We start from the raw sequence: 19,996 nt of genomic DNA, 5'->3' as shown, positions 1-19,996 counted from the left end.
GTCTCCGTCACGCCTTCGGCGGGTAGGCGTGGTCCTGCCCACCCGGATCTGTCACGCGCACCCCGTCGGGGGTGTCGCGCAGGTAGCCCGGTCCGATCGGCACCTTGCCGTGGCCGCCGGGAATGTCGAGCACGTAGGTCGGCTGGGCGAGGCCGGAGAGGCGGCCGCGCAGGGCGCGCATCAGCGCCTGCCCCTCGGGCACGTCCGTGCGCAGGTGGGCCGTCCCGGGGGCCAGGTCGCCGTGGTGGAGGTAGTAAGGCTTGATCCGGTTCTCGACGAGGATCCGCATCAGCGCCTCGAGGGTCGCGGCCTCGTCGTTGACGCCGCGCAGGAGAACCGACTGGCTGACCAGGGGAATGCCGGCATCGACCAGCCGGGCGCAGGCGGCGCTGGCGGCGGCGGTGAATTCCCGCGGATGATTGGCGTGGACGGCGACGAACACCGCCCGCCCGAACCGCCTGAGCGCCCGGACGAGGGCGTCGGAGACGAGATCGGGCTTCACCACGGGCACGCGCGTGTGGACCCGCATGACCCGGACGTGGGGAATGACCGCGAGGCGCTCCGCGATGTCGCCGAGCCGGCGCGGCGACAGCGCGAACGGGTCGCCGCCGGTGAGCACCACCTCCCAGATCCGCGGATCCCGCGCGATGTAGGCGAGGGCGGCGTCGAGCTCGGCGTCGGTGAGCGTCCCGAGCCCGTCGGGCCCGACCATCTCCCGGCGGAAGCAGAAGCGGCAGTAGACCGGGCAGACATGGAGCGGTTTCAGCAGCACGCGGTCCGGGTAGCGGTGCACGATCCCGGTCACCGGGGCGTGGGCGGCGTCGCCGATCGGGTCGGCGCGCTCCTCCGGCGTCGCGACGGCTTCCGCGGCGCGGGGCACGAACTGGCGGCCGATCGGATCGTCGGGGTCCTGCGGGTCGATCAGCTCGGCCATGTCGGGCGTCACCGAGACCGCGTAGCGCGCGAGGACGGCGCCGAGGGCCTCGGCCTCCGCCCCGGAGATCAGGCCGGCGGAGAGGAGGTCGTCCGCGCTCCGAAGGACCCGGTTCATGGCCGCGTCTCCGCCACGGGTGTCCAGATCACGTCCTCGATCCGGGTGGCCCCGCAGGCCAGCATCGCCAGGCGGTCGAAGCCCAGGGCGATCCCGGACGCGTCCGGCATCGCGGCGAGCGCCGCGAGGAACTCGTCGTCGATCGGGTAGCGCTCGCCGTAGACGCGCTGCTTCTCGGCCATCTCCGCCTCGAACCGGCGGCGCTGCTCCGCCGGGTCGGTCAGCTCGCCGAACGCGTTGGCCAGCTCGACGCCGCAAGCGTAGAGCTCGAAGCGCTCGGCCACGCGCGGGTCGTGCGGCGCCGGCCGGGCGAGGGCGGCCTCGCTGATCGGGTACTCGCACAGGATCGTCGGGCGGCCGAGGCCGAGATGCGGCTCGATCCGCGCGACGAGAACGCGGGAGAACAGGTCGGCCCAGGTATCGTCCGGGGCGACCCGGAGCCCGGTCGCCGCGACGGCGGCTGCCAGGGATCCGCGGTCGGTCTCGCCGCCCGGCGCGACGCTCGCCAGGAGGTCGATCCCGGCGAAGCGGTCGAAGGCCTCGGCCAGGCTCAGGCGCTCCGGCTCGGCGAAGGGGTCGGTCTCCCGGTCTCGGAAGGTGAAGCGGCGGGCGCCGGCGACCTCGGCCGCGCCGGCGAGCAGCGCGGCGCAATCCGCCATCAGCGCCGTGTAGGGGGCGCCGGCCCGGTACCACTCGAGCATCGTGAATTCGGGATGGTGCAGCGGCCCGCGCTCGCGGTTGCGGAAGACCCGGGCGACGGTGAACAGCCGCGTCTCACCCGCGGCCAGGAGCTTCTTGCAGGCGAATTCCGGCGAGGTGTGCAGGTAGAGCGGCGTGCGGGCGCCGCTCGCGCCGACGGCTTCCGTGGCGAAGGCCGACAGGTGCGCCTCGTTGCCGGGCGAGACCTGCAGGCAGGCGGCCTCGGCCTCGACGAAGTCCCGGTCCGCGAACCACCCGCGGAACGCCGCGAGGATGCGGTTGCGCAGGAGCAGCGCCGGGCGCCGGTCGGCGTGGCGACCGGCCGACCACCAGGGGGAGCCGGATCCGGTCACCGCCGGCCTCCGCGTCGGGGCTGGACCGGCCTGCACCGACAGGGACGCGTCGCGTTCTGGAGCACTCTCATCCTCGGCCCTGACTGGCTCCGGACCGCGGAGACGCGGCGCGGCCGACGCCGGCTGCCATCGACGGTTCATGCCCGCCCGCTGGCAACCGCGGCGCAGATGCGATAGTGGCGGGGTCCGAGATGCAGCGCCCGCGCTTGGCGCGTGCCGGCCCCCATGTCAATGCAGGACGCAATTCCGTGAAGGTGATCGCCTCAACGCTCCGTAAGGGCAACGTCGTCGAGAAGGACGGCAAGCTCTACGTGATCCTGTTCGCCGAGAACATCCACCCCGGCAAGGGCACTCCGGTGACCCAGCTCGACATGCGCCGGATCACGGACGGCGTGAAGGTGTCCGAGCGCTACCGGACTACCGAGCAGGTCGAGCGCGCCTTCGTGGAGGATCGCGAGCACACCTTCCTCTACAGCGACGGCGAGGGGTTCCACTTCATGAACCCCGAGAACTACGAGCAGATCGCGGTGCCGCAGGACGTGGTCGGCGACGCAGCCCCGTATCTCCAAGAGGGCATGGCGGTGATGCTCTCGAGCCATAACGGCGTCCCGCTGACCATCGAGCTGCCCCAGCGCGTGACTCTGGAAGTCGCCGAGACCGAGCCGGTGCTGAAGGGCCAGACTGCCTCGTCGTCCTACAAGCCCGCGACCCTGTCGAACGGCGTGCGCACGACCGTGCCGCCCCACATCGCCGCCGGCACCCGCGTCGTCGTCATGACGGCCGACGGAGCCTACGTCGAGCGCGCCAAGGACTGATCCGGTCCGCGCCTCTGGCCGGCCTCGGGAGGTCGGGTGCCGGCAGTCATCGCGCGGATCGCGCGGCGGCCTCCAGGGTGGCGTAACAGCCCTGCGAGATCGCCTGCGCGCGCAGGCGCTCCGTCCCGCTGAAGGGTCGGCCGTCCTCCCGGAAGAGGTCCTCGCGGAGCAGCGCCTCCGAGGTGCAGCGGGCCGCGATGCGGCAGAGCGGCGGCTCGCCGCCGGTGCGCGCGCAGATCGTCACGTAATCGGCGCGGAACGCCCGCAGCCCCGCGCGCGGATTGGCGCCCACAACGGTGACGACCCCTGTCAGCAGCGCCAGCAGCAGCGGCTGGTGGATGAGGTAGATCGCGAGGCTGTGGCGGCCCGCGAAGGTGGCGGCGCGGCCGAGCCGCGTGCGCGGCGCCCAGGCCCCCAGTCGCGACCGGGCGAGCCGCGGCAGCGCCAGCCGACCCAGGACGATCCCGGTCAGCACCAGCCCGAACCACGGGAAGAGCGGCACGTAATCGTTCGTCCGCGGCGGGACCGAGCCGAGGCCGAGGAAGAACAGGGCCGGCGCGTCGAGGATCGGCGCGTGCACGACGTGCGGCGCGGCGAGCACGGCCGCGGCCGCGAGGGCGGTGACCGGAACCGGCAGGAACAGGAACGGCAGCCCGAGCAGGCTCGAGACGGCGATGCAGTGGAGCACGCCGAAGAACACGAAGGCGTCGGGGAACATGACCCAGGTGCCGAGGGTCACGAGCAGCGCGGCCCCGCCGATCCGCGCGAACCGCAGGAAGATCGGCCGAGGCCGGACTCCGCGACCGTTCATCAGCACGAGGCCGACGCCGACCAGGACCAGGAAGCTGCCGGCGATCATCTCGGCGGCGTGCCGTCCCGTGGATGTCAGCGCGTAATTCTCCGCGGTCAGCCGCAGATGGCCGAGATCCCAGAGCGTGTGGTAGCTCGCCATCGCCAGCAGGGCGGTAGCCCGAGCGGCATCGATGATCGGCAGGCGGCCCTGCGGGGAGGGCTTCGCGGCCTGCGGCGAGGGGGTGGGGCGGTCGAGGGTGATGTCAACGGACATGATGGTGCACCCAAACCATGTCGGGGCCGCCCTTTCCATCGCGGCCTGCGACGGGCGGCTCAGCCGTCCGGGGCGCGGGTGCCGCGGCTCTCAAAAACGTGAACTCCGCCGAGGCCCGTCCGCGCCGCCGAGGCGGGGGTCGCCCGATCCGGAAAACCCCTCGACGGCCCCGGCGCTTAAACACCGCTCACGCCGAAGCCTGCGACCGATCGACTGTTGCGGCCCCGCCTCCGTGCGCCAAGATTGCAACTTGGCGTCACTGTTCTGCCGGCCAAATGGGCTTCCCGGACATCAGGACTTCGTTAATCTTGCTGGGAGAGCGCGCGGCGTGATTCGGTGTAGGTTGCTCGGCCATGTCTGACGAACGCGGATCCGGGCCGGAGAACCCCGAGCGGGGGATGATCGCCCGAACCGGCGAAGCGGGACAGCACGAGGATGAGGCGCTCGACCTCGTCGAGGTGGCCGGCCGCATCAAGTGGTTCGACGTTTCGAAGGGCTTCGGGTTCATCGTGCCCGACGACGGCGCGCCCGATATCCTGCTCCACGTCACCTGCCTGCGGCGCGACGGCTACCAGGCCGCCAGCGAGGGCGCCCGCATCGTCGTGGAGGCCGTGGAGCGACCCCGCGGCTGGCAGGCGTTCCGGGTGATCTCCCTCGATCAGGCGACGGCGGTGCATCCCTCCGAGCTGCCGATGCCGCGCACGCACGTCACCGTGACGCCGACCAGCGGGCTCGAGACGGCCGTGGTGAAGTGGTTCAACCGCCTCCGCGGTTTCGGCTTCCTGACCCGCGGCGACGGGACGCCGGACATCTTCGTGCACATGGAGACGCTGCGGCGCTACGGGATCGCCGAGCTGAAGCCCGGCGAGTCCGTTCTTGTCCGCTACGGCGACGGCTCGAAGGGCGTGATGGCGGCCGAGGTGCGGCTGATCGACGGGGCGATGCCCGCGTCCCACTGAGGCCGCGTTGCTCCAGCCAAGGATAGCACGCCCTATCTCTTTGGCGGGGCACGGAAAATCCGGAACCGGATTCCCCTCGCGCGCGTCCTGGTCTATCACCGGGCGGCGGACCCTGCGGTCCGCGCGCCGTCCCACGAGAGGCACGAGCCTGTGAGATCCCTTTTCCGCACCGCCCGGGCGGCCGCCATCGCCTGCCTCGCCCTGACCGCGATCGCGCCGGTCCCCGCCGTCGTGGCGCAGGCGGCCGCCCGGGCCGCCACGGCCAAGTCGGAGCCGCTGACGATCGTTACGAAGGCCGGGCCGAAGCGCTTCGACGTCGAGGTGATGCGCGACGACGCCGCCCGCGCCCGCGGCCTGATGTTCCGTCGGCACATGGCGGCCGACCACGGCATGCTGTTCGATTTCGAGCAGGATCAGCCCGTCACCATGTGGATGAAGAACACCTACCTGCCGCTCGACATGGTGTTCATCCGGCCCGACGGGACGATCAGCCGGATCGCCGCCGACACCGAGCCGCTGTCCACGGCGATCATCCCCTCGGGCGGCCCGGTCGTGGCGGTGCTGGAGCTCAACGCCGGTACCGCCGCGAAGCTCGGCATCGCGCCGGGCGACCGGATCGAGCACGGCATGTTCAAGGCCCGCTGAGTCCGACCCCGGCGATTTGCGAACGCACCGGGAACAAGCGCCTTGACCCCCACGGAATTCCGCGCCAGTGTTCCGGCAATGTTCCGGCGCGCCGGAAGGCTGGTTCAGGGCGGAGGACCCGATGGGCAACGCGGCTGAGGTCGAACTGTTCGGCAACGATGACTGGTCGGTGCAGGCGGACGGGATCGAGCACCGCGAGACCGGCTACTTCATCGCCCGCACGGCGCTGGCGATGCGCCGGTCCGAGGGCTTGTGGGACTGGCCGCTGCAGATGGCCGAGAAGCGCTGGTGCCGGCCGAGCCTGTTCCGCGAGGCGTTTCTGGCCGCCCTCGATCGGTTCGGCATCCCGCGGGACGCCGAGCTGATCCGCTCCTTCGCGCTGGGCTACGGCATCCGCGCCGTGGTCGTGCCGGCCGCCGAGACCTTCGTCAGCCTGGGCGACGTGCTGAAGCCGCGCGAGATCGCCGCGCCGGCGCGCGCCCCGGCGCCGCGGACGGTCCGGGCCCTGGCGGCGGCCGGGGCCTGAGGGCCCCGTCGACGGCGGGCGATTTGACCCGGACCGTCGCGCGCGGATAGCCCTCATCCTCGGAACGAGGGAGAGAGCACCATGGCGGATCACGACCGGGCCGGACTCGACGGGCTGATCACGCCGCCCCTGTCGCGGCGGGGCTTCGTGATGACCAGCCTGATGAGCGGCCTGACGCTCGCGACCACCCGCGTCGAGGCGCAGGTGATCCACACGAACAGTGCGGGCATCGAGGCCGGCGAGGTGAAGATCCCGGCCGCGGACGGCCCTATGCCGGCCTACCGGGCGGTTCCCGAGGGCGCGGGCCCGTTCCCGATCGTCCTGGTGGTCGAGGAGATCTTCGGCGTTCACGAGTACATCAAGGACATCTGTCGCCGGCTCGCGAAGGCCGGCTACTGCGCGGTGGCGCCCGAGCTCTACGCCCGCCAGGGCGATCTCTCGACCATGTCGGATCCCAAGCAGATCATCCGGGACGTCATCGCGAAGACGCCGGACGCGCAGTGGATCGGCGATCTCGACGCGACGGTGGTATGGGCGGCCTCCGCGGCGAAGGGCGACCCGAACCGCCTGGGCGTCATGGGCTGGTGCCGCGGCGGGCGCGACGCGTGGCTCTACGCGGCGCATCGTCGCGACCTGAAGGCGGCCGTGGCTTGGTACGGACCGATCGGCGGCGAGCGGACCGACATCCAGCCGCGCACCGCCGGCGACGTGGCGGCCGAGATCCACGCGCCGCTCCTCGCGCTCTACGGCGAGGCCGATGCGGGGATTCCCGTCGCGGCGGTCGAGGAGGCGCGGGACCGCGCGAAGGCGGCGGGCAAGAGCGTCGAGCTCGTGATTTACCCGGAGGCGCCGCACGGCTTCCACGCGGATTACCGCCCGAGCTACCGCCGCGAGGCCGCGGAGGATGGCTGGAAGCGCGCGCTGGCCTTCCTGAAATCGCACGGTGTCGGCTGAATAGACGAGGCAGGACGCCCGATCGGGCGCGTTCCGGGGTGGCTGTGTTACCCAAGACACGGCCACAACTTCACAATCGTGCAAGGATCCAAGGAGGATCTGTGCCCGCGCGGGTCTGGCCCTTCGCGGCGCTCGGGCGTTGAACCGATCGAAGCGACCGTCGTTCAGCCCCTGTAGAGTGTCCTGGTCCATGAGCGATTCGGTACAGCCTGGCCAGAAGCCCGTGATCCTCGTCGTGGAGGACCAGCCCGACGAGCGCTTCCTCGCGGCCACGCTGCTGGAGGATACCGGCTTCACGGTGATCGAGGCCGAGACCGCCGATCGCGCCCTGGCGATTCTCAACGATCGCGGGGACGAAGTCAGCGTCGTCTTCTCGGACGTCCGGACGCCCGGCCCGATCGGCGGGTTCGAGCTCGCGCGGATCATCGGCGTGACTTGGCCGCGCGTGCGGGTCCTGCTGACCTCGGGCGACGCGGGCGACCAGCCGAGTGACCTGCGCGTCTCCGCCACCTTCATCCCGAAGCCCTGGCGCGCCGAGGACATCCTCGCCTGGGTGGAGCAGGCCGCGGGGAGGCCATCCACCGGCTCGGGACCGTCCGTTATCGGACCGGGCGGCAAAATAATCCCGTCCGGGTTGGAAACCTGACGCGGTCCCACAGTTGTACGCCACTCCGGAGCGCGCCGCGCCCGGACTTGCGCAGTACAATTGATCCACGACGCCGCCATGAAGATTGTCTCAGCCAACTATGCCGATTCTCTCCGCCGGCCCGGCGCGCGCGATACGGTGGAATCCGCCGTTCTCGACACCGTCCGTGAGGGTCTGCTCATTGTCTACGGCGACGCGGATCGCGACGTGCCGGCGGAGTTGGCGGCCCTGGCGCGGCGGCTCGACCGTCCGGGTCCCGCGGGTTGCAGCCACGCCTAGATTTCTCCGTCGAGCTTGACGGGAGACTGGGCCGGCGGGTCGCCAAGACGAGAGAATCTGCTATTCAGCGCATTCTGACCTGCCGACGCTGTGCGTCTCTCAGTCGAGTCCCGGATGCGTCTCACAGTACTTCGCGGTTCGCTCACCGCCGCCGCGATCATGACCCTGGCCGGTCTCGCGTCCGTTCAGGCGGCGACGCCGCCGGCCCAGCCCGCCGACGGCGCGGGCGGTGTCGGTGACCGCAAGGCGGCGGTGACCAAGCGGCTTCTCGGACGCGGCACGGCCTCGACCTACGCGTTCTACGCCGCGGGCGCGGCACCCGAGGCGGGACGACCGGTCGCGATCTTTCTGCACGGGTGGGGTGCGGTCAATCCGCAGAGCTACGGCGGCTGGATCGATCACCTCGCCCGCCAGGGCTGGCTCGTCCTCTACCCCCGATTCCAGGAGGTGAACCGGACCCGGCCGGCCGACGCGCCCGCCATCGCCGAGTCCCTGGTCAAGGCGGCCCTCGCCGAGATCGCGACGGACGGCGAGGCGAAGCCCGACCTCGCCCGCGTCGCGATGATCGGCCACCTGGCCGGGGCGCCGCTCGCCATGGATCTCGCGGCCGCCGCCAGGGCGCAGGGCCTGCCGGTGCCGAAGCTGATCTTCGGGGTCACGCCCGGCGGCATCGCCAGCGGCCCGAAATCCCGCGGCATCGCCCTCACCGACCTGTCGGCGATCGATCCCGCCACGTTGATCGTGACCATGGTCGGCGACAAGGATACCCGGGCGGCCGATCTCGCGGCCAAGCGCCTCCTGCGCGAGGCGAGCGCCGTGCCGCTGGAGCGCAAGCTCTTCGTGCGGGCCCTCTCGGACGACCACGGCTTCCCGGCCCTGACGGCGACCCTGGCGGCCCCGGCGGGGTTGGACACGGCCTACGACGGCGGCGCCATCAAGCCGGGTCCTGAACCCAAGGACGCGCCCAAGGACGCCGCGAAGCCGCCGCCGTTCCGCTGGTCCGCCGACATGGCGCTGAGCGGTGAGCAGCAGACCCTGGTCTCGCAGATCAATCTCGCCCGGGTCGATGCCCTGGACTATCTCGGCTTCTGGAAGACCTTCGACCTCGCCGCCGCCGCGGCCTTCGCCGGGTCCGACGCGACGGCGCTGAAGAACAACCCGCGCCTCGCCGACATGGAGCGCTGGAGCGACGGCTGGCCGGTGAAGCGGCTCGCGGTCGAGACGCCGCGGCCCACGCCGGCCGCGCAGGCCGGGACGCCGGCGCCCGCACCTGCCGGCCGCAAGCGCTGAGGTCGGCGATCTCGCCAGCTTGGCCTTGGCGCGAGGCTTGCTAATCTCTCCCCGTTCGACACGGGAGGGAGATCATGCCCGAGTTCGTCGCCAGCCTGCTCGCCGCCGCGGCCTTCTGCCTGACGTTGCTCGCGCTGAACGCGCTGACACGGCTACTGATCCAGGCGCATATCGCCCCCTCGGATCTCGGCGAGACCGGCTTCCTGCAGGTCGGCGGCGCGCTCCTGATGGCCCGGGCAGCCTACCGGCGGGCGCCCCAGCGCCGACCGGGCTGACGCTCAGCGCAGGAACGCGCCGAACGAGCGCGGGCCGTTACCCGTCGGGATGGTCGCCAGCACCTTGAGCGTCCTCGAGTCGAGGACGCTCAGCGTGTTGTCGCCCCAGTTGGCGACGTAGAGGCGTCCGTCGGGATCCGCGGCGATCCCTTCTGGGTGATCGCCGACATCGACGTCGGCGATCGGCTTGAGCGTGGCGAGGTCGAACGCCGTGACGCTGCCGGCATACTGGTCCGTGACGAAGCCGCGCCCCCCGGCGAGGGCGATGACGTAGGGCCGGCGGCCGGTCGGGATGCGGCCGATCTCGCGCGCCGTCTCGAGGTCCAGGACCGAGACGTCGTCGCCGGTCACGTTGGCCGTGTAGGCGCGCCCCGCCGCGGCATCGAGCGTGATGCCGAACGGGTGCTGCCCCACCGGGATGACCTTGGTCTCCCGCCGGCTCGCGGCGTCCACGACCGAGACGGTGTCGGCCTCGCGGTTGGCGACGTAGAGCGTCGCCCCGTCGGGACTGACGGCGATGCCCGAGGGCGAGGCGCCCACCGCGATCTCGCCGTCCGGCACCAGGGTGCCGTCGCGCTCGGTCAGCACGAACAGGCGGTTCCCGTACCAGTCGGCCACGTAGATCGTGCCGCCGCGCGGGTCGGCCGCGACGCCGAGGGGGCCCCCGGGCAGCGGCACCTCGGACAGGACCGTGCCGGCGTCGAGGTCGAGGATGGCGAGACCGTGCCCCTCCGGGCGCGTGACGTAGGCGCGCCGGCGATCGGGCGACAGGGCGATCCCGGCCGGGGCCCCGTCGACGGGGATGCGGCGCACCACCTTCCCGGCGGCCAGATCGACGATCTCGACCGCGCCGCCGAGCTGGGCTGTGACGATGGCCTCCCGGGCCGGTTCGGCGCGGGAGGCGGTGGCCACGAGGACGAGGCCGGCGGCGAGGGCCGCGCGGCCCCGAGCCGGGTTCAAGAGCCCTTCTCGACCTTGGCCTTCAGGTTGGCGAGGCTCGCCTTGATCCAGTCGCCGACGCCCTTCTCGGAGGCCTCGTCGTTCAGATCCGGCGGCGGATCGTTGTTCATGTAGCCGCGATAGAAGGCGGCCTTCCACTCGACCTTCGACTTGGCGTTGCCCTCGGGCTCGACCGTGATCGTCGCTGAATAGTCGTTCGCCGGAAGATCCTTCACGTCGACCTTGTCAATATAGTAGGAGAACAGCTTGTCCTCCGGCTTGTACTTGTTGCTGGTCTCGGAGATCTGATTGCCGTTCTTGAGCGTCAGCAGGCGCTTGAACTTGCCGGCCGGATCGCCCGTCAGCTCGGTCTTGGTCACGTTCTGCATCCAGTCGGCATTCTTCAGGTCGCCGACCACGGCCCAGACCTTGTCGGCGGGGGCATTGATCTCGATCGACTCGGTGATCTTGCGCCGGGTCGGGCCGTGGGCCTGCGCGGTCGCCGCCACCAGGGCCGCCGTGGCCGCCAGGGCCAGGGTGATTTTCTTCATCTTGTCCTTCTCCTCCCGCCCTCAGCGGTCGTCGCGATCCAGGACGCGCGCCTCGGGGCCGAGCGCCACCGCGACCTTGTCCTCGATCCAACCCCAGGCCTCGCGCTCGCGCGGTCCGGCGGTCTTGCCGATGGCGATGGCGAGGTAGGCCATCTCCGTCAACACCTTCTCGGGCTCGAGCATGTGGAGCCGGGTCGAAAGAATGGCGGCCTCGAGGACCGCCGCCTGCGCGCGGTTGAAGCCGATGAACGGCGCGTGCGCGGCGCTGTGGACCATCCGGCCGCGGAAGCGCGGCCGGCTCTCGTGGGCCTCGACGGAGGCGACCGCGAACTCCGCGTGGCCGAAACTGTCGGCGAGGCGGCGGCCCTCGATCGCTGCGCACGGCAGCGTCGGCCACTCGCGCCGGCCCGTCACCGCGCCGGCGATCACCCGGATGTCGCGCGGGCTCGAGGCCGCGAAGCAGGGATTGGCCTCAAGGTTGACGATCGTCGGCGACGGCCGGAACGGCGCGAGGACGTAGCCCTCATCCTCGCCGATCAGCCCGAACGGGACGAGGTGCAGTTCGCCCGCCGGGGACAGGGTCGTGACGATGGTCTCGAGGATCAGCGGCATCGGCTCACGCCTTGTCGGCGGGGACGAGACGCCCGCAGACCAGCTTCGCCGGCGGGTCCTGCGGGCGCTCGGGTGCGACGGCGGCGCGGGCCTCGGCGTCCAGGACCGTCTCGGGCGGGCTCGCGCCGGCCTCGGGCCCGGCAAGACGGGCGTCGCGGGTCCCGGGCGGCGGCGCGTCGGGTCCGGAATGGCGGGTGTGGCCCGCCTTCTTGAAGGCGGTGGCATCCTCGACGTCGGCGTCGGCCGCGCAGCCCCAGTCGAGCGCTTCGTCCTGGACGTAGCGCTTGCCGAGCCGCCACGCCGTCTCCGCCTTGGCGAGTTCGGCGCCGAGATAGAAGGCGTGGGCGCCGTCGCTGGCCACGTCGAGGTCGGGGAAGAAGGCCATCGCGTCGGTGCCGACCCTGTGGATGTCGCGGTTGTAGAGGTGGATCCCGTCCTCGGCGATCACGATCCGGTAATTCGGGTCGCGCACCTCGGCGGCGGCCTGGGCGATCTCGTCGGCGGTCTGCACGAAGGGGCGCTTGTCGTGCAGGGCGAGCAGCGCCCGGCCATAGCCCTTCGGCAGCGCCGAGTCGGCCTTGGCCGCGTACATGACCCGCCGGGCGGCGTCGTGCTCCTCGACGGTGCGGCGGGTGTGGTTGGAGACCTGCACGATCAGCGCGTTGCGGATCGACAGTTCCGAGCACATGCCGACGAGCAGCGCGGTCACGCCGAGGGAATCGGCCTCGGTCAGCTCGGTCAGATTGCCGGTGCCCATCATCATGTCGATCTCAGGCCAGCGGGCACGGGTGTCGCGGTAGCGCGCGATCGAGTCGACGAAGCCGTGGTGGATCGGCTCGAGGATCGGGTCGGCCAGGAACGGCCGCCCCGCCTTGAGCATGCGCTCGATCGCCCGATCGAGGGAGGGCAGGTCGTCCGGCCGCATCGGCACGAGGATCGGCACCGCGTCGGTCGCGAAGGCGAGATCGAGGGTCTCCTCGTTCAGGCTCAGCAGGAAGTCGGCGCCGGCACCGGCGCCCCGGACCAGCTCCTCGCGGGAGAAGGAATCGACGCTGACCTTCAGGCCGGCGCCCTTCAGCGCCCGCACGGACTCTTCGAGATGCGGGAACGGGGTATCGGGCAGGCCGCCGAGATCGATGACGTCCGCGCCGCGCCCGGCGAGATCGAGCCCCTTCGCGAGGATCTGATCGACGCTCATCTTCGACGCGTCCACGATCTCCGAGAAGATCCGGAGGTCGTGCCGGGACAGGTCGACCTTGCGGGCGGTCAGGCCGAGCCATGCCGGCAGGTCGACCACCTCGTCGGGTCCGCGCTCCACGGGAACGCCGAAATGCGCCGCGAGATGCTCGGGATTGGCCCGGCACCGGCCCGGCAGGATGACCCGCGTCGCGCCCTCGGGCAGGACGACGCGTCGGCGGATGATCTCCTCGGTCATCAGCGCCGCGACCTTCACCCCCGCATCCGCGATGCTCCAGTGCAGGGTCTGCGGGAGCCCCGCCGCGACCTTCTCGAGCCGCGCCCGGGCGAGACGACCGGTGACGAAGACGGTGTGCTCGGCGGTGCTCACGCGGCGGCCCTCGTCTCGACCGCGACGCGGCGGCGCGGTCCCCAGATCTCGATCGGCTCCTCGAAACCGGCCGCGAAGCCCGGGAAGGCCGCGTCCACGATCCCGTCCCGCGCCAGCGCGGCGGGATCCAGGCCCTGCGGCGCGTCGACGGATTTCACCAGGACGCAGCGCTCCGCCCGAACCCGCGCGGCGAGCCAGACGGCGAGGCTGTCCGAGGTGACGTCCCACGTCTCGGGGATGTCCGGGTGGCCGGCCCGGAGGGCGCGCGGGTTCCATACCCGGATCCGCGCGGGCGCGGTCTCCGCCCAGGGCTCCAGGCTCTGCACCAGCCGCGGCTCGATCCCGCGGAAGATGCCGGCCGCGTCGCTCATGGCGTCGAGCGCTCGGCGATGGGCCTCGGCGTCGCCGAAGCGCTCCCGCGCCTGCGCGGCCCGGACAGCGTCCGCGAAGGCGCCGCCGCCCGGCACCACGAGGCAGCGACCGTGCGCGCCGTCGCCGATCGCCTCCAGCAGCGCGCGGCGGCGATGCGGATCCGCCTCGAGGCTGCCGCCGATCTTGATGACGGTGGTCACGCCGCGTCCTGCCGGCTCGGCCGCAGGGCGCGCAGCGCCTCGGCCACGCGCAGGGGGTCGATGCCGTTGCGCCGGTCGAAATCCCGGCACAGGCCGCCGCGAAAACCGAGGTAGTCCGGCCGGTGCGCGCAGAGCCCCGGAATGTCGATGACCCGCAGCGACCCGGCGAGGCCGCTCATCAGGCCGTGAGCCCGGCAGGCGGCGGTGAAGGCCGAGAGATCGGAGGGCGCGGCGAGGTCCGGCAGGCGGGCGCCGATCTTCCCGGCGGTGTCGATCATGGCGCCGGCGAAGCCGGCCGCTGCCAGGGCGGGCACGTGCGGGGCCGCCGGCCCGTGCTCGGCGAACAGCACGGCGATGAGCCGGCCCGGCGCCGCCGCGACGCGCTCCGCCAGGGCCGCCCCGTCCCGGAGCTCGGCCGGAGCGAGGCCGACCTTCACCCAGTCGACGCCGGTCCGCGCCAGGGCGGCGACGGACTCGGCCGCCGGATCGGCCACCGCGCTCGTCGCGGCACCGCCGGACACGCGGGCGACGATCTCCCGGACGACGTCCTCATCCAGGGCGCCGAGCGCCCCGCGCTCCGGATCCTTGGCGTCGATCAGGTCGGCGCCCGCGAGGCGGGCGGCCTCGGCCTCGGCCGGGTCGCGGACGCTGACGAGGAGCCGGGGCACGGGGTGTTGCGGAATGGGGGACGCGGGCACGAAACACTCGGACTTGAACGGGCGGTCTCACGACTTCCCGGGCAGCGGCTCGGCGAGCAGGCGGTTCTTCACCACCCAACGCATCGCGTGCGCCCAGGTATCGTCGGTGTCGGCCCGGATCGTCACCTGCCCGCCGCGCACCACCTTGCCGGTATCGGCCTCGGCGATCGAGACGCTCAGGTTGAAGATCTGACCGGACCCCTTCTCCACATAACCGGTCACGACGAGGTCCGCACCCAGGCTCTTGGCGATGTCCGCCGCGCACCCGTTGCATTTGTAGAGCGGACCCTCCTTGGCCACGACGTCGGCCTTGGGCGCGGTGTCGACGATCTCCAGCCCGGCCTTGTCGCGCAGGGCGTTGCGCAGCTCATCGGTGACGAGGGTGAGTTTCCGGGCGTCCACCGGCCGTGTCCGGGTTCCGTAAGAAGCGCCGGGATCGAACAGTTCGACCGGGAACACGGCGGCCTTCTCGCCGGCGCTCGCCGCGCCGGGCAGGGCGGCCCACAGGGCGACGACGCTGCAGGCGAGCGCGGCGCGAAGAGACGTGTGGCGCATCGGCGGGAGCTTCCTCTCGAGGCGTTCGACCGCCCGAGGCGGCGGCATCGTTCCCGCCATAGGTCGGGCGAAGGGACAATTTGGCAATGTACTTCCGCGCCCGCCTATCCCACGACGGTAACGTGAACGTCGGGACGACACGCCGCGGTTGAGCGGCCCGAGCGGAAGCTGGTAGAGGCCGCCCACATGCACGATCCTGCACCCGACATGGCCTGCCGACGCAAGACGCGCCCGTCCTGGCTGCGCGCGGCCGCCGTCGCCCTCGCCCTCGCCCCGGCGGCGGCGCGGGCGGAGGACCCGGCGCCGGCCGCGGCGGCGCAGCCGGCCCAGCCCGCCGCCCCGCAGGCGCTCGAGACCCATATCGGCCTGATCTACCGGCCGCAGCCAGCCCCCTCCTCGTACGATGCCGAGGCGGCGCCGGAAGACGAGGGCCTGGCCGGCGCCAAGATGGGCATCGCCGACAACAACACCACCGGCCGCTTCACCAAGCAGACCTACGTCCTCGACGAGGTCGCCCTGACCGACGACAAGCCGGACGCCGTGGCGGCCGCCAAGGATCTGATCGGCCAGGGCGTGCGCTACCTGGTCCTGGCGCTCCCCGCTGACGCCGTCCTGGCAGTGGCCGACGCCGTCAAGGACACGGGCGCGGTCGTCCTCAACGCGGGAGCGCCCGACGACCGCCTGCGCGGCGCCGAGTGCCGCGCCAACGTGTTCCATATCCTGCCGTCGCGGGCGATGCTGACGGACGCCCTGGCGCAGTACCTCACGGTGATGCGCTGGCGGAAGCTCTTCCTGATCGTCGGCCCGACCGACGCCGACAAATCGTACGCCGACGCGATGCGCAACTCGGCGCGGAAGTTCGCGCTGAAGATCACCGCCGAGAAGCCCTGGACCTTCGGGCCGCTTGCCAAGGCGCGCGGTGACACGCCGACCCGGGCGGAGGCGATGGTCTTCACCCGAGGCCTCGACTACGACATGGCCATCGTGGCCGACGAGGAGGGTGACTGGGGCGACTACGTTCCCTACCGCACCGTCGATCCGCGGCCCGTCGGCGGCACGCAGGCGCTGACGCCGACGACTTGGTCCCCCGTGCTGGAGACCTGGGGCGCCGCGCAGGCCCAGAACCGGTTCCGGCGGCTCGCCTCGCGGCTGATGCGCCCGCTGGACTACCAGGTCTGGGCGGCGGTGCGGACGGTGGGCGAGGCCGTGACGGCCAAGAAGACCAACGACTCGGCCGTGATCGCCCCGTACCTCGTCGAGCCCGCCTTCACGCTGCCGGCCTACAAGGGCGTGCCCCTGAGCTTCCGGCCCTGGGACCACCAGCTCCGCCAGGCGATCATCGTGGTGCAGCCCAAGGCGCTGGTCTCCGTCGCGCCCGAGCAGGGGTTCCTGCATCAGCGCACGCCCCTCGACACGCTGGGCGTCGACCTCCCGGAGACCACCTGCAAGTTCAAGTAAACCCGTGGCCTGCGGCGATGGCGAGCGGCCAAGGCCCTCGCAACGCGCGGGAATCGCACTACAAACGTCTCCCGAGAACGTCCGTCCAGGACGCCGGGCCCTCGCAAGGGAAGGAAACCGTATGAGCCGCCGCGTCGAGGCATGTCTGAGTGGGGTCGCCCTCGGTGCGTGGTTCGCCCTGTGCGGGCCGGCCGCCGCCTTCACCGCCTATGTCACGAACGAGAAGGGCAACTCGGTCAGCGTCATCGACACCAGCACGATGGCCGTGACGGCGACGTGGAAGGTCGGGCGGCGCCCGCGTGGGGTGACCGTCTCGAAGGACGGCAAGGAGCTGTTCGTCTGCGCGAGCGACGACGACCGGATCGACGTGCTCGACACGAGCAGCGGCAAGGTGGTGCGTTCGCTGCGCTCCGGGCCGGATCCGGAGCAGTTCATCCTCGACGCCTCCGGAAACCCGCTCTACGTGGCGAACGAGGACGACAGCCAAGTCACGATCATCGACATCGAGAAGAACAAGGTGCTCGCCGAGGTGCCGGTGGGCGTCGAGCCGGAGGGGATGGGCCTGTCGCCGGACGGGAAGATCCTGGTCAACACCTCCGAGACGACCAACATGGCCCACTTCATCGACACGAAGACCTTCCAGGTCATCGACAACGTGCTGGTCGATGCCCGGCCGCGCTTCGCGGAGTTCACCGCCGACGGCAAGTTCCTGTGGGTGTCGGCGGAGGTCGGCGGCACGGTGAGCGTGATCGACGTCGCCCAGCGGAGGGTGATCAAGAAGATAACCTTCAAGATCCCGAGCGTGAACGACGAGGCGATCCAGCCGGTGGGCATCCGGATCACCAAGGACGGATCCAAGGCCTTCGTGGCCCTCGGCCCGGCGAACCGCGTCGCCGTGATCGACGCCAAGACCTACGAGGTCGAGAAGTACCTGCCGGTCGGCCAGCGCGTCTGGCAGCTCGCCTTCACGCCGGACCAGAAGCAGCTGTTCACCACGAACGGCACTTCCAACGACGTCTCGGTGATCGACGTGGCCGCCGAGAAGGTGGTGAAGAGCATCCCGGTCGGGCTCCTGCCCTGGGGCGTGGCGATCTCGCCGAACTGATCCGCGCGACCTCCGGGCGCCGAGCGAGGACGGCCGCGCGCGACGCGGCCCAAGGGTGGAACACGACATGACGCGCATGTTTCGAACGGCGGCCCTCGGCCTGGCAGGGCTGCTCGCCGCGGCACCGGCCAGTGCCCTCGACCTGACCAAGAAGCGGGAGAACTTGCCCGACCTCGTCCTGGGCGACGATCAGGGCAACGATTTCGTCGTCGAGAACAAGGACATCACGCTGGAATCCGGCAAGGCCTACCGGCTGCGGATCGTCGCCAAGGGGCGCCAGGAATACAAGTTCTACGCGCCGGAGTTCTTCCGCTACATCTGGTTCAATCAGATCGTGATCGAGCACAAGGAGATCCACGGCGGCGGGCCGCCCGATCACCTCGAGTTCGACGATCCCGGCGAGATCGCCATCGAGTTCGTCGCGATCAAGCCCGGCACCTACACTTGGTCGGTGCACGGCCTGGAATCCAAGGGCATGACCGGCACGCTGACGGTGAAGTGATGCGCATCCTCCTGCTCTCCGCCTGCCTGCTCGCCGCCGGTCCGGCCCTCGCGGCCGACGACGCCTCGTCCTGCGCCGAGGGCATCACGATGATCCGCGACGCGCTCGCCCTGAACCCGCCCGAGACGGCGGTGCCGAAGCTCAGGAAGGCCCTGCGGGTCGCCGAGCGGGAGGAGAAGGAGGGCGAGTTCGACGAGTGCCTCGACGCCGTGGCCGACGCCCGGAAGGTGCTGGGCCGATGAGCGCGCCCGAGCCGGCGGCCCTCCTGATCGAGCATGTCGGCCATAAGTTCGGCGCCCGCGCCGCGCTGGACGACGTCTCGATCACGGTGGAGCGCGGGCACTTCGCCGCGCTTCTGGGACCGAACGGCGCCGGCAAGACGACGCTGTTCTCGGTCATCACCCGGCTCTACAACAACCAGAACGGACGGGTCTCGATCTTCGGCCACGCGCTCGATCGCGAACCGTCCCGGGCGCTGGCGCGGCTCGGCGTCGTGTTCCAGGCCCGGACCCTCGACACCGATCTCACTGTCGAGCAGAACCTCCTCTATCACGCGAGCCTGCACGGCATCGCCCGCGCCGCCGCCAAGGCGCGCGTCGGCGAACTGCTCGACCGCGTCGGTCTGGCGGACCGGCGCCACGACAAGGTGCGCACGCTCTCGGGCGGCCAGTCGCGCCGGATCGAGATCGCCCGCTCGCTGATCCACCGCCCCGACCTGCTGCTCCTCGACGAGCCCACTGTCGGCCTCGATCTCGAATCCCGGGCCGACATCGTGGCGATCGTCCGCGCCCTGGTGCGGGAGGAGGGGTTGTCGGTGCTCTGGGCGACCCACATCTTCGAGGAGATCGCGGACGACGACGACGCCGTGGTGCTCCACCGGGGCCGGATCGTCGCCCGAGGCCGGGCCGGCGGGATCGGTCGGCCCGACGAGGCCCTCGCCGACGCGTTCCGCCGCCTGGTCGCCGAGCCGGGGAGGGCGGCTGCATGACCAATCCGACACTCCTCGCCACCCGGGTCGGCGGCGCCCCGCCGCGCGGCCAGGCCGAGCGGATCGGCCGCCTCGACGCGGTCGGCTACCTGATCTGCCTCGGCGGCATCGTCCGCCGCGAGCTGCTGCGCTTCTTCAATCAGAAAGAGCGATTCTTCTCGGCGCTGGTCAGGCCGCTGGTCTGGCTGTTCATCTTCGCGGCGGGCTTCCGCAACACGCTCGGCGTCTCCATCGAGCCGCCCTACCAGACCTACGTGCTGTACGAGGTCTACGTGGTGCCGGGCCTCGCCGTGATGATCCAGCTGTTCAACGGCATGCAGTCGTCGCTGTCGATGGTCTACGACCGCGAGGTCGGCTCGATGAAGGTGCTGCTCACCTCGCCCTATCCGCGGTGGCTGCTCCTGCTCGCCAAGCTCATCGCCGGCGTGGCGGTCTCGATCGTGCAGGCCTACGCGTTCCTGGCCGTGGCGTATTTCTGGGAGAGCGACATCCCGTGGCTCGGCTACCTGACAGCCCTCCCGGCTTTCCTGGCGACCGGCCTCATGCTCGGGGCGATCGGGCTTTTCCTCTCCTCGCTGGTCCGCCAGCTCGAGAACTTCGCCAGCGTGATGAACTTCGTGATCTTCCCGATGTTCTTCGCCTCGTCGGCCCTCTACCCCCTGTGGCGCATCCGGGAATCCTCAGAGACCCTGTACTGGATCTGCGAGCTGAACCCGTTCAGCCACGCGGTCCAGCTCGTGCGCTACGCCCTCTACCTCCAGTTCGAGCCGGTCGCCTGCGCCGTGGTGGTGGGTGTGGGGCTCGCCTTCTTCGGCATGGCGGTGGTCGCCTACGACCCGGGCCGCGGCATCATGGCCCGGCGCGGCGGCCCGGCCGGCGACAACACCTGAT

25 protein-coding genes are annotated in these 19,996 nt (G+C 71.3%); 15 read left to right on the top strand and 10 right to left on the bottom strand.

Annotation, left to right across the window (positions count from 1 at the left end):
• Positions 1–7: 7 nt before the first annotated feature.
• Positions 8–1,051, bottom strand: coding sequence for a lysine-2,3-aminomutase-like protein (locus tag LOK46_RS14875; protein ID WP_273564475.1), 1,044 nt, complete (start codon positions 1,049–1,051; stop codon positions 8–10).
• Entirely contained in the window at positions 1,048–2,103 is a 1,056-nt protein-coding gene (epmA, locus tag LOK46_RS14870; RefSeq protein WP_273564474.1) for an EF-P lysine aminoacylase EpmA, read from the bottom strand. The genes LOK46_RS14875 and epmA overlap by 4 nt, the downstream gene beginning before the upstream one ends.
• A 191-nt stretch (positions 2,104–2,294) precedes the next feature.
• Between epmA and efp the strand changes: the two genes are divergently transcribed.
• Positions 2,295–2,918: an elongation factor P gene (gene efp / locus LOK46_RS14865; protein ID WP_273564473.1), complete on the top strand. Its 624-nt coding sequence runs from the start codon at positions 2,295–2,297 to the stop codon at positions 2,916–2,918.
• 46 nt (positions 2,919–2,964) lie between these two features.
• Here efp and LOK46_RS14860 read toward each other — a convergent pair whose 3' ends face one another.
• Positions 2,965–3,984, bottom strand: a complete 1,020-nt coding sequence (locus LOK46_RS14860) for a heparan-alpha-glucosaminide N-acetyltransferase (protein WP_273564472.1) — start codon at positions 3,982–3,984, stop codon at positions 2,965–2,967.
• Between the two features lie 398 nt (positions 3,985–4,382).
• Between LOK46_RS14860 and LOK46_RS14855 the strand changes: the two genes are divergently transcribed.
• From LOK46_RS14855 to LOK46_RS14820, 8 genes are all read left to right on the top strand, one after another.
• Positions 4,383–4,943 (top strand): cold-shock protein, encoded by a 561-nt coding sequence (locus LOK46_RS14855; RefSeq protein ID WP_273564471.1) that lies wholly within the window; start codon positions 4,383–4,385, stop codon positions 4,941–4,943.
• 150 nt (positions 4,944–5,093) lie between these two features.
• Positions 5,094–5,588, top strand: a complete 495-nt coding sequence (locus tag LOK46_RS14850) for a DUF192 domain-containing protein (RefSeq protein WP_273564470.1) — start codon at positions 5,094–5,096, stop codon at positions 5,586–5,588.
• 121 nt (positions 5,589–5,709) lie between these two features.
• Positions 5,710–6,114, top strand: a complete 405-nt coding sequence (locus tag LOK46_RS14845; RefSeq protein ID WP_273564469.1) for a hypothetical protein — start codon at positions 5,710–5,712, stop codon at positions 6,112–6,114.
• A gap of 81 nt (positions 6,115–6,195) precedes the next feature.
• The gene (locus LOK46_RS14840; RefSeq protein ID WP_273564468.1) at positions 6,196–7,068 is read left to right on the top strand and encodes a dienelactone hydrolase family protein; all 873 of its coding nucleotides are present in this window, start codon (positions 6,196–6,198) and stop codon (positions 7,066–7,068) included.
• 190 nt (positions 7,069–7,258) lie between these two features.
• On the top strand, positions 7,259–7,714 hold the full coding sequence (locus LOK46_RS14835) for a response regulator (protein ID WP_273564467.1): 456 nt from the start codon (positions 7,259–7,261) through the stop codon (positions 7,712–7,714).
• 60 nt (positions 7,715–7,774) lie between these two features.
• A complete protein-coding gene (locus LOK46_RS14830) occupies positions 7,775–7,993 on the top strand; it encodes a hypothetical protein (RefSeq protein ID WP_273564466.1) in 219 nt (72 codons plus the stop codon).
• Between the two features lie 114 nt (positions 7,994–8,107).
• On the top strand, positions 8,108–9,283 hold the full coding sequence (locus LOK46_RS14825) for a poly(ethylene terephthalate) hydrolase family protein (protein ID WP_273564465.1): 1,176 nt from the start codon (positions 8,108–8,110) through the stop codon (positions 9,281–9,283).
• Between the two features lie 74 nt (positions 9,284–9,357).
• On the top strand, positions 9,358–9,558 hold the full coding sequence (locus LOK46_RS14820) for a hypothetical protein (RefSeq protein WP_020092076.1): 201 nt from the start codon (positions 9,358–9,360) through the stop codon (positions 9,556–9,558).
• Between the two features lie 3 nt (positions 9,559–9,561).
• Here LOK46_RS14820 and LOK46_RS14815 read toward each other — a convergent pair whose 3' ends face one another.
• The 7 genes from LOK46_RS14815 to LOK46_RS14785 are packed head-to-tail and all read right to left on the bottom strand — an operon-like array spanning position 9,562 to position 15,052.
• On the bottom strand, positions 9,562–10,518 hold the full coding sequence (locus LOK46_RS14815; protein WP_273564464.1) for a YncE family protein: 957 nt from the start codon (positions 10,516–10,518) through the stop codon (positions 9,562–9,564).
• The gene (locus LOK46_RS14810; protein ID WP_273564463.1) at positions 10,515–11,048 is read right to left on the bottom strand and encodes an SRPBCC family protein; all 534 of its coding nucleotides are present in this window, start codon (positions 11,046–11,048) and stop codon (positions 10,515–10,517) included. Before LOK46_RS14810 ends, LOK46_RS14815 begins: the two co-directional genes overlap by 4 nt.
• Before the next feature lie 21 nt (positions 11,049–11,069).
• On the bottom strand, positions 11,070–11,660 hold the full coding sequence (locus LOK46_RS14805) for a DUF447 domain-containing protein (RefSeq protein ID WP_273564462.1): 591 nt from the start codon (positions 11,658–11,660) through the stop codon (positions 11,070–11,072).
• Between the two features lie 4 nt (positions 11,661–11,664).
• Complete coding sequence (locus LOK46_RS14800; RefSeq protein WP_273564461.1) at positions 11,665–13,227, bottom strand: DUF6513 domain-containing protein; 1,563 nt, start codon at positions 13,225–13,227, stop codon at positions 11,665–11,667.
• Positions 13,224–13,799: an amino acid kinase family protein gene (locus LOK46_RS14795; protein ID WP_273564460.1), complete on the bottom strand. Its 576-nt coding sequence runs from the start codon at positions 13,797–13,799 to the stop codon at positions 13,224–13,226. The genes LOK46_RS14800 and LOK46_RS14795 overlap by 4 nt, the downstream gene beginning before the upstream one ends.
• The gene (locus LOK46_RS14790) at positions 13,796–14,497 is read right to left on the bottom strand and encodes a (5-formylfuran-3-yl)methyl phosphate synthase (protein ID WP_273564459.1); all 702 of its coding nucleotides are present in this window, start codon (positions 14,495–14,497) and stop codon (positions 13,796–13,798) included. The genes LOK46_RS14795 and LOK46_RS14790 overlap by 4 nt, the downstream gene beginning before the upstream one ends.
• A gap of 27 nt (positions 14,498–14,524) precedes the next feature.
• Positions 14,525–15,052, bottom strand: a complete 528-nt coding sequence (locus LOK46_RS14785; protein ID WP_273564458.1) for a DUF3280 domain-containing protein — start codon at positions 15,050–15,052, stop codon at positions 14,525–14,527.
• 186 nt (positions 15,053–15,238) lie between these two features.
• Here LOK46_RS14785 and LOK46_RS14780 point away from each other — a divergent pair, with 186 nt between their 5' ends.
• The 6 genes from LOK46_RS14780 (at position 15,239) to LOK46_RS14755 (ending at position 19,995) form a co-directional block, all read left to right on the top strand.
• Positions 15,239–16,510: an ABC transporter substrate-binding protein gene (locus LOK46_RS14780; RefSeq protein WP_273564457.1), complete on the top strand. Its 1,272-nt coding sequence runs from the start codon at positions 15,239–15,241 to the stop codon at positions 16,508–16,510.
• 121 nt (positions 16,511–16,631) lie between these two features.
• Complete coding sequence (locus LOK46_RS14775) at positions 16,632–17,615, top strand: YVTN family beta-propeller repeat protein (protein WP_273564456.1); 984 nt, start codon at positions 16,632–16,634, stop codon at positions 17,613–17,615.
• 67 nt (positions 17,616–17,682) lie between these two features.
• Positions 17,683–18,117 (top strand): hypothetical protein, encoded by a 435-nt coding sequence (locus LOK46_RS14770; protein WP_081636452.1) that lies wholly within the window; start codon positions 17,683–17,685, stop codon positions 18,115–18,117.
• A complete protein-coding gene (locus tag LOK46_RS14765) occupies positions 18,117–18,359 on the top strand; it encodes a hypothetical protein (RefSeq protein ID WP_273564455.1) in 243 nt (80 codons plus the stop codon). The genes LOK46_RS14770 and LOK46_RS14765 overlap by 1 nt, the downstream gene beginning before the upstream one ends.
• Positions 18,356–19,105 (top strand): ABC transporter ATP-binding protein, encoded by a 750-nt coding sequence (locus LOK46_RS14760; RefSeq protein ID WP_273564454.1) that lies wholly within the window; start codon positions 18,356–18,358, stop codon positions 19,103–19,105. The genes LOK46_RS14765 and LOK46_RS14760 overlap by 4 nt, the downstream gene beginning before the upstream one ends.
• The gene (locus LOK46_RS14755; protein ID WP_273564453.1) at positions 19,102–19,995 is read left to right on the top strand and encodes an ABC transporter permease; all 894 of its coding nucleotides are present in this window, start codon (positions 19,102–19,104) and stop codon (positions 19,993–19,995) included. The genes LOK46_RS14760 and LOK46_RS14755 overlap by 4 nt, the downstream gene beginning before the upstream one ends.
• Position 19,996 lies beyond the last annotated feature (1 nt).

Origin of the sequence: Methylobacterium sp. NMS14P (assembly GCF_028583545.1) — a bacterium.
In the GTDB taxonomy this organism is placed as follows: Bacteria; Pseudomonadota; Alphaproteobacteria; order Rhizobiales; family Beijerinckiaceae; genus Methylobacterium.
The sequence above is the reverse complement of the archived record's forward strand: the minus strand, read 5'-3'. Positions and strand labels throughout refer to the sequence as shown.

What these genes read in the sequence shown, in the direction of transcription:
- LOK46_RS14875 (WP_273564475.1), bottom strand. Translation starts at nt 1,051, where the DNA reads ATGAACCGGGTCCTTCGGAGCGCGGACGACCTCCTCTCCGCCGGCCTG.
- efp (WP_273564473.1), top strand. Translation starts at nt 2,295, where the DNA reads ATGCAGCGCCCGCGCTTGGCGCGTGCCGGCCCCCATGTCAATGCAGGA.
- LOK46_RS14860 (WP_273564472.1), bottom strand. Translation starts at nt 3,984, where the DNA reads ATGTCCGTTGACATCACCCTCGACCGCCCCACCCCCTCGCCGCAGGCC.
- LOK46_RS14855 (WP_273564471.1), top strand. Translation starts at nt 4,383, where the DNA reads ATGATCGCCCGAACCGGCGAAGCGGGACAGCACGAGGATGAGGCGCTC.
- LOK46_RS14845 (WP_273564469.1), top strand. Translation starts at nt 5,710, where the DNA reads ATGGGCAACGCGGCTGAGGTCGAACTGTTCGGCAACGATGACTGGTCG.
- LOK46_RS14840 (WP_273564468.1), top strand. Translation starts at nt 6,196, where the DNA reads ATGGCGGATCACGACCGGGCCGGACTCGACGGGCTGATCACGCCGCCC.
- LOK46_RS14835 (WP_273564467.1), top strand. Translation starts at nt 7,259, where the DNA reads ATGAGCGATTCGGTACAGCCTGGCCAGAAGCCCGTGATCCTCGTCGTG.
- LOK46_RS14825 (WP_273564465.1), top strand. Translation starts at nt 8,108, where the DNA reads ATGCGTCTCACAGTACTTCGCGGTTCGCTCACCGCCGCCGCGATCATG.
- LOK46_RS14820 (WP_020092076.1), top strand. Translation starts at nt 9,358, where the DNA reads ATGCCCGAGTTCGTCGCCAGCCTGCTCGCCGCCGCGGCCTTCTGCCTG.
- LOK46_RS14810 (WP_273564463.1), bottom strand. Translation starts at nt 11,048, where the DNA reads ATGAAGAAAATCACCCTGGCCCTGGCGGCCACGGCGGCCCTGGTGGCG.
- LOK46_RS14805 (WP_273564462.1), bottom strand. Translation starts at nt 11,660, where the DNA reads ATGCCGCTGATCCTCGAGACCATCGTCACGACCCTGTCCCCGGCGGGC.
- LOK46_RS14785 (WP_273564458.1), bottom strand. Translation starts at nt 15,052, where the DNA reads ATGCGCCACACGTCTCTTCGCGCCGCGCTCGCCTGCAGCGTCGTCGCC.
- LOK46_RS14780 (WP_273564457.1), top strand. Translation starts at nt 15,239, where the DNA reads ATGCACGATCCTGCACCCGACATGGCCTGCCGACGCAAGACGCGCCCG.
- LOK46_RS14775 (WP_273564456.1), top strand. Translation starts at nt 16,632, where the DNA reads ATGAGCCGCCGCGTCGAGGCATGTCTGAGTGGGGTCGCCCTCGGTGCG.
- LOK46_RS14770 (WP_081636452.1), top strand. Translation starts at nt 17,683, where the DNA reads ATGACGCGCATGTTTCGAACGGCGGCCCTCGGCCTGGCAGGGCTGCTC.
- LOK46_RS14765 (WP_273564455.1), top strand. Translation starts at nt 18,117, where the DNA reads ATGCGCATCCTCCTGCTCTCCGCCTGCCTGCTCGCCGCCGGTCCGGCC.
- LOK46_RS14760 (WP_273564454.1), top strand. Translation starts at nt 18,356, where the DNA reads ATGAGCGCGCCCGAGCCGGCGGCCCTCCTGATCGAGCATGTCGGCCAT.
- LOK46_RS14755 (WP_273564453.1), top strand. Translation starts at nt 19,102, where the DNA reads ATGACCAATCCGACACTCCTCGCCACCCGGGTCGGCGGCGCCCCGCCG.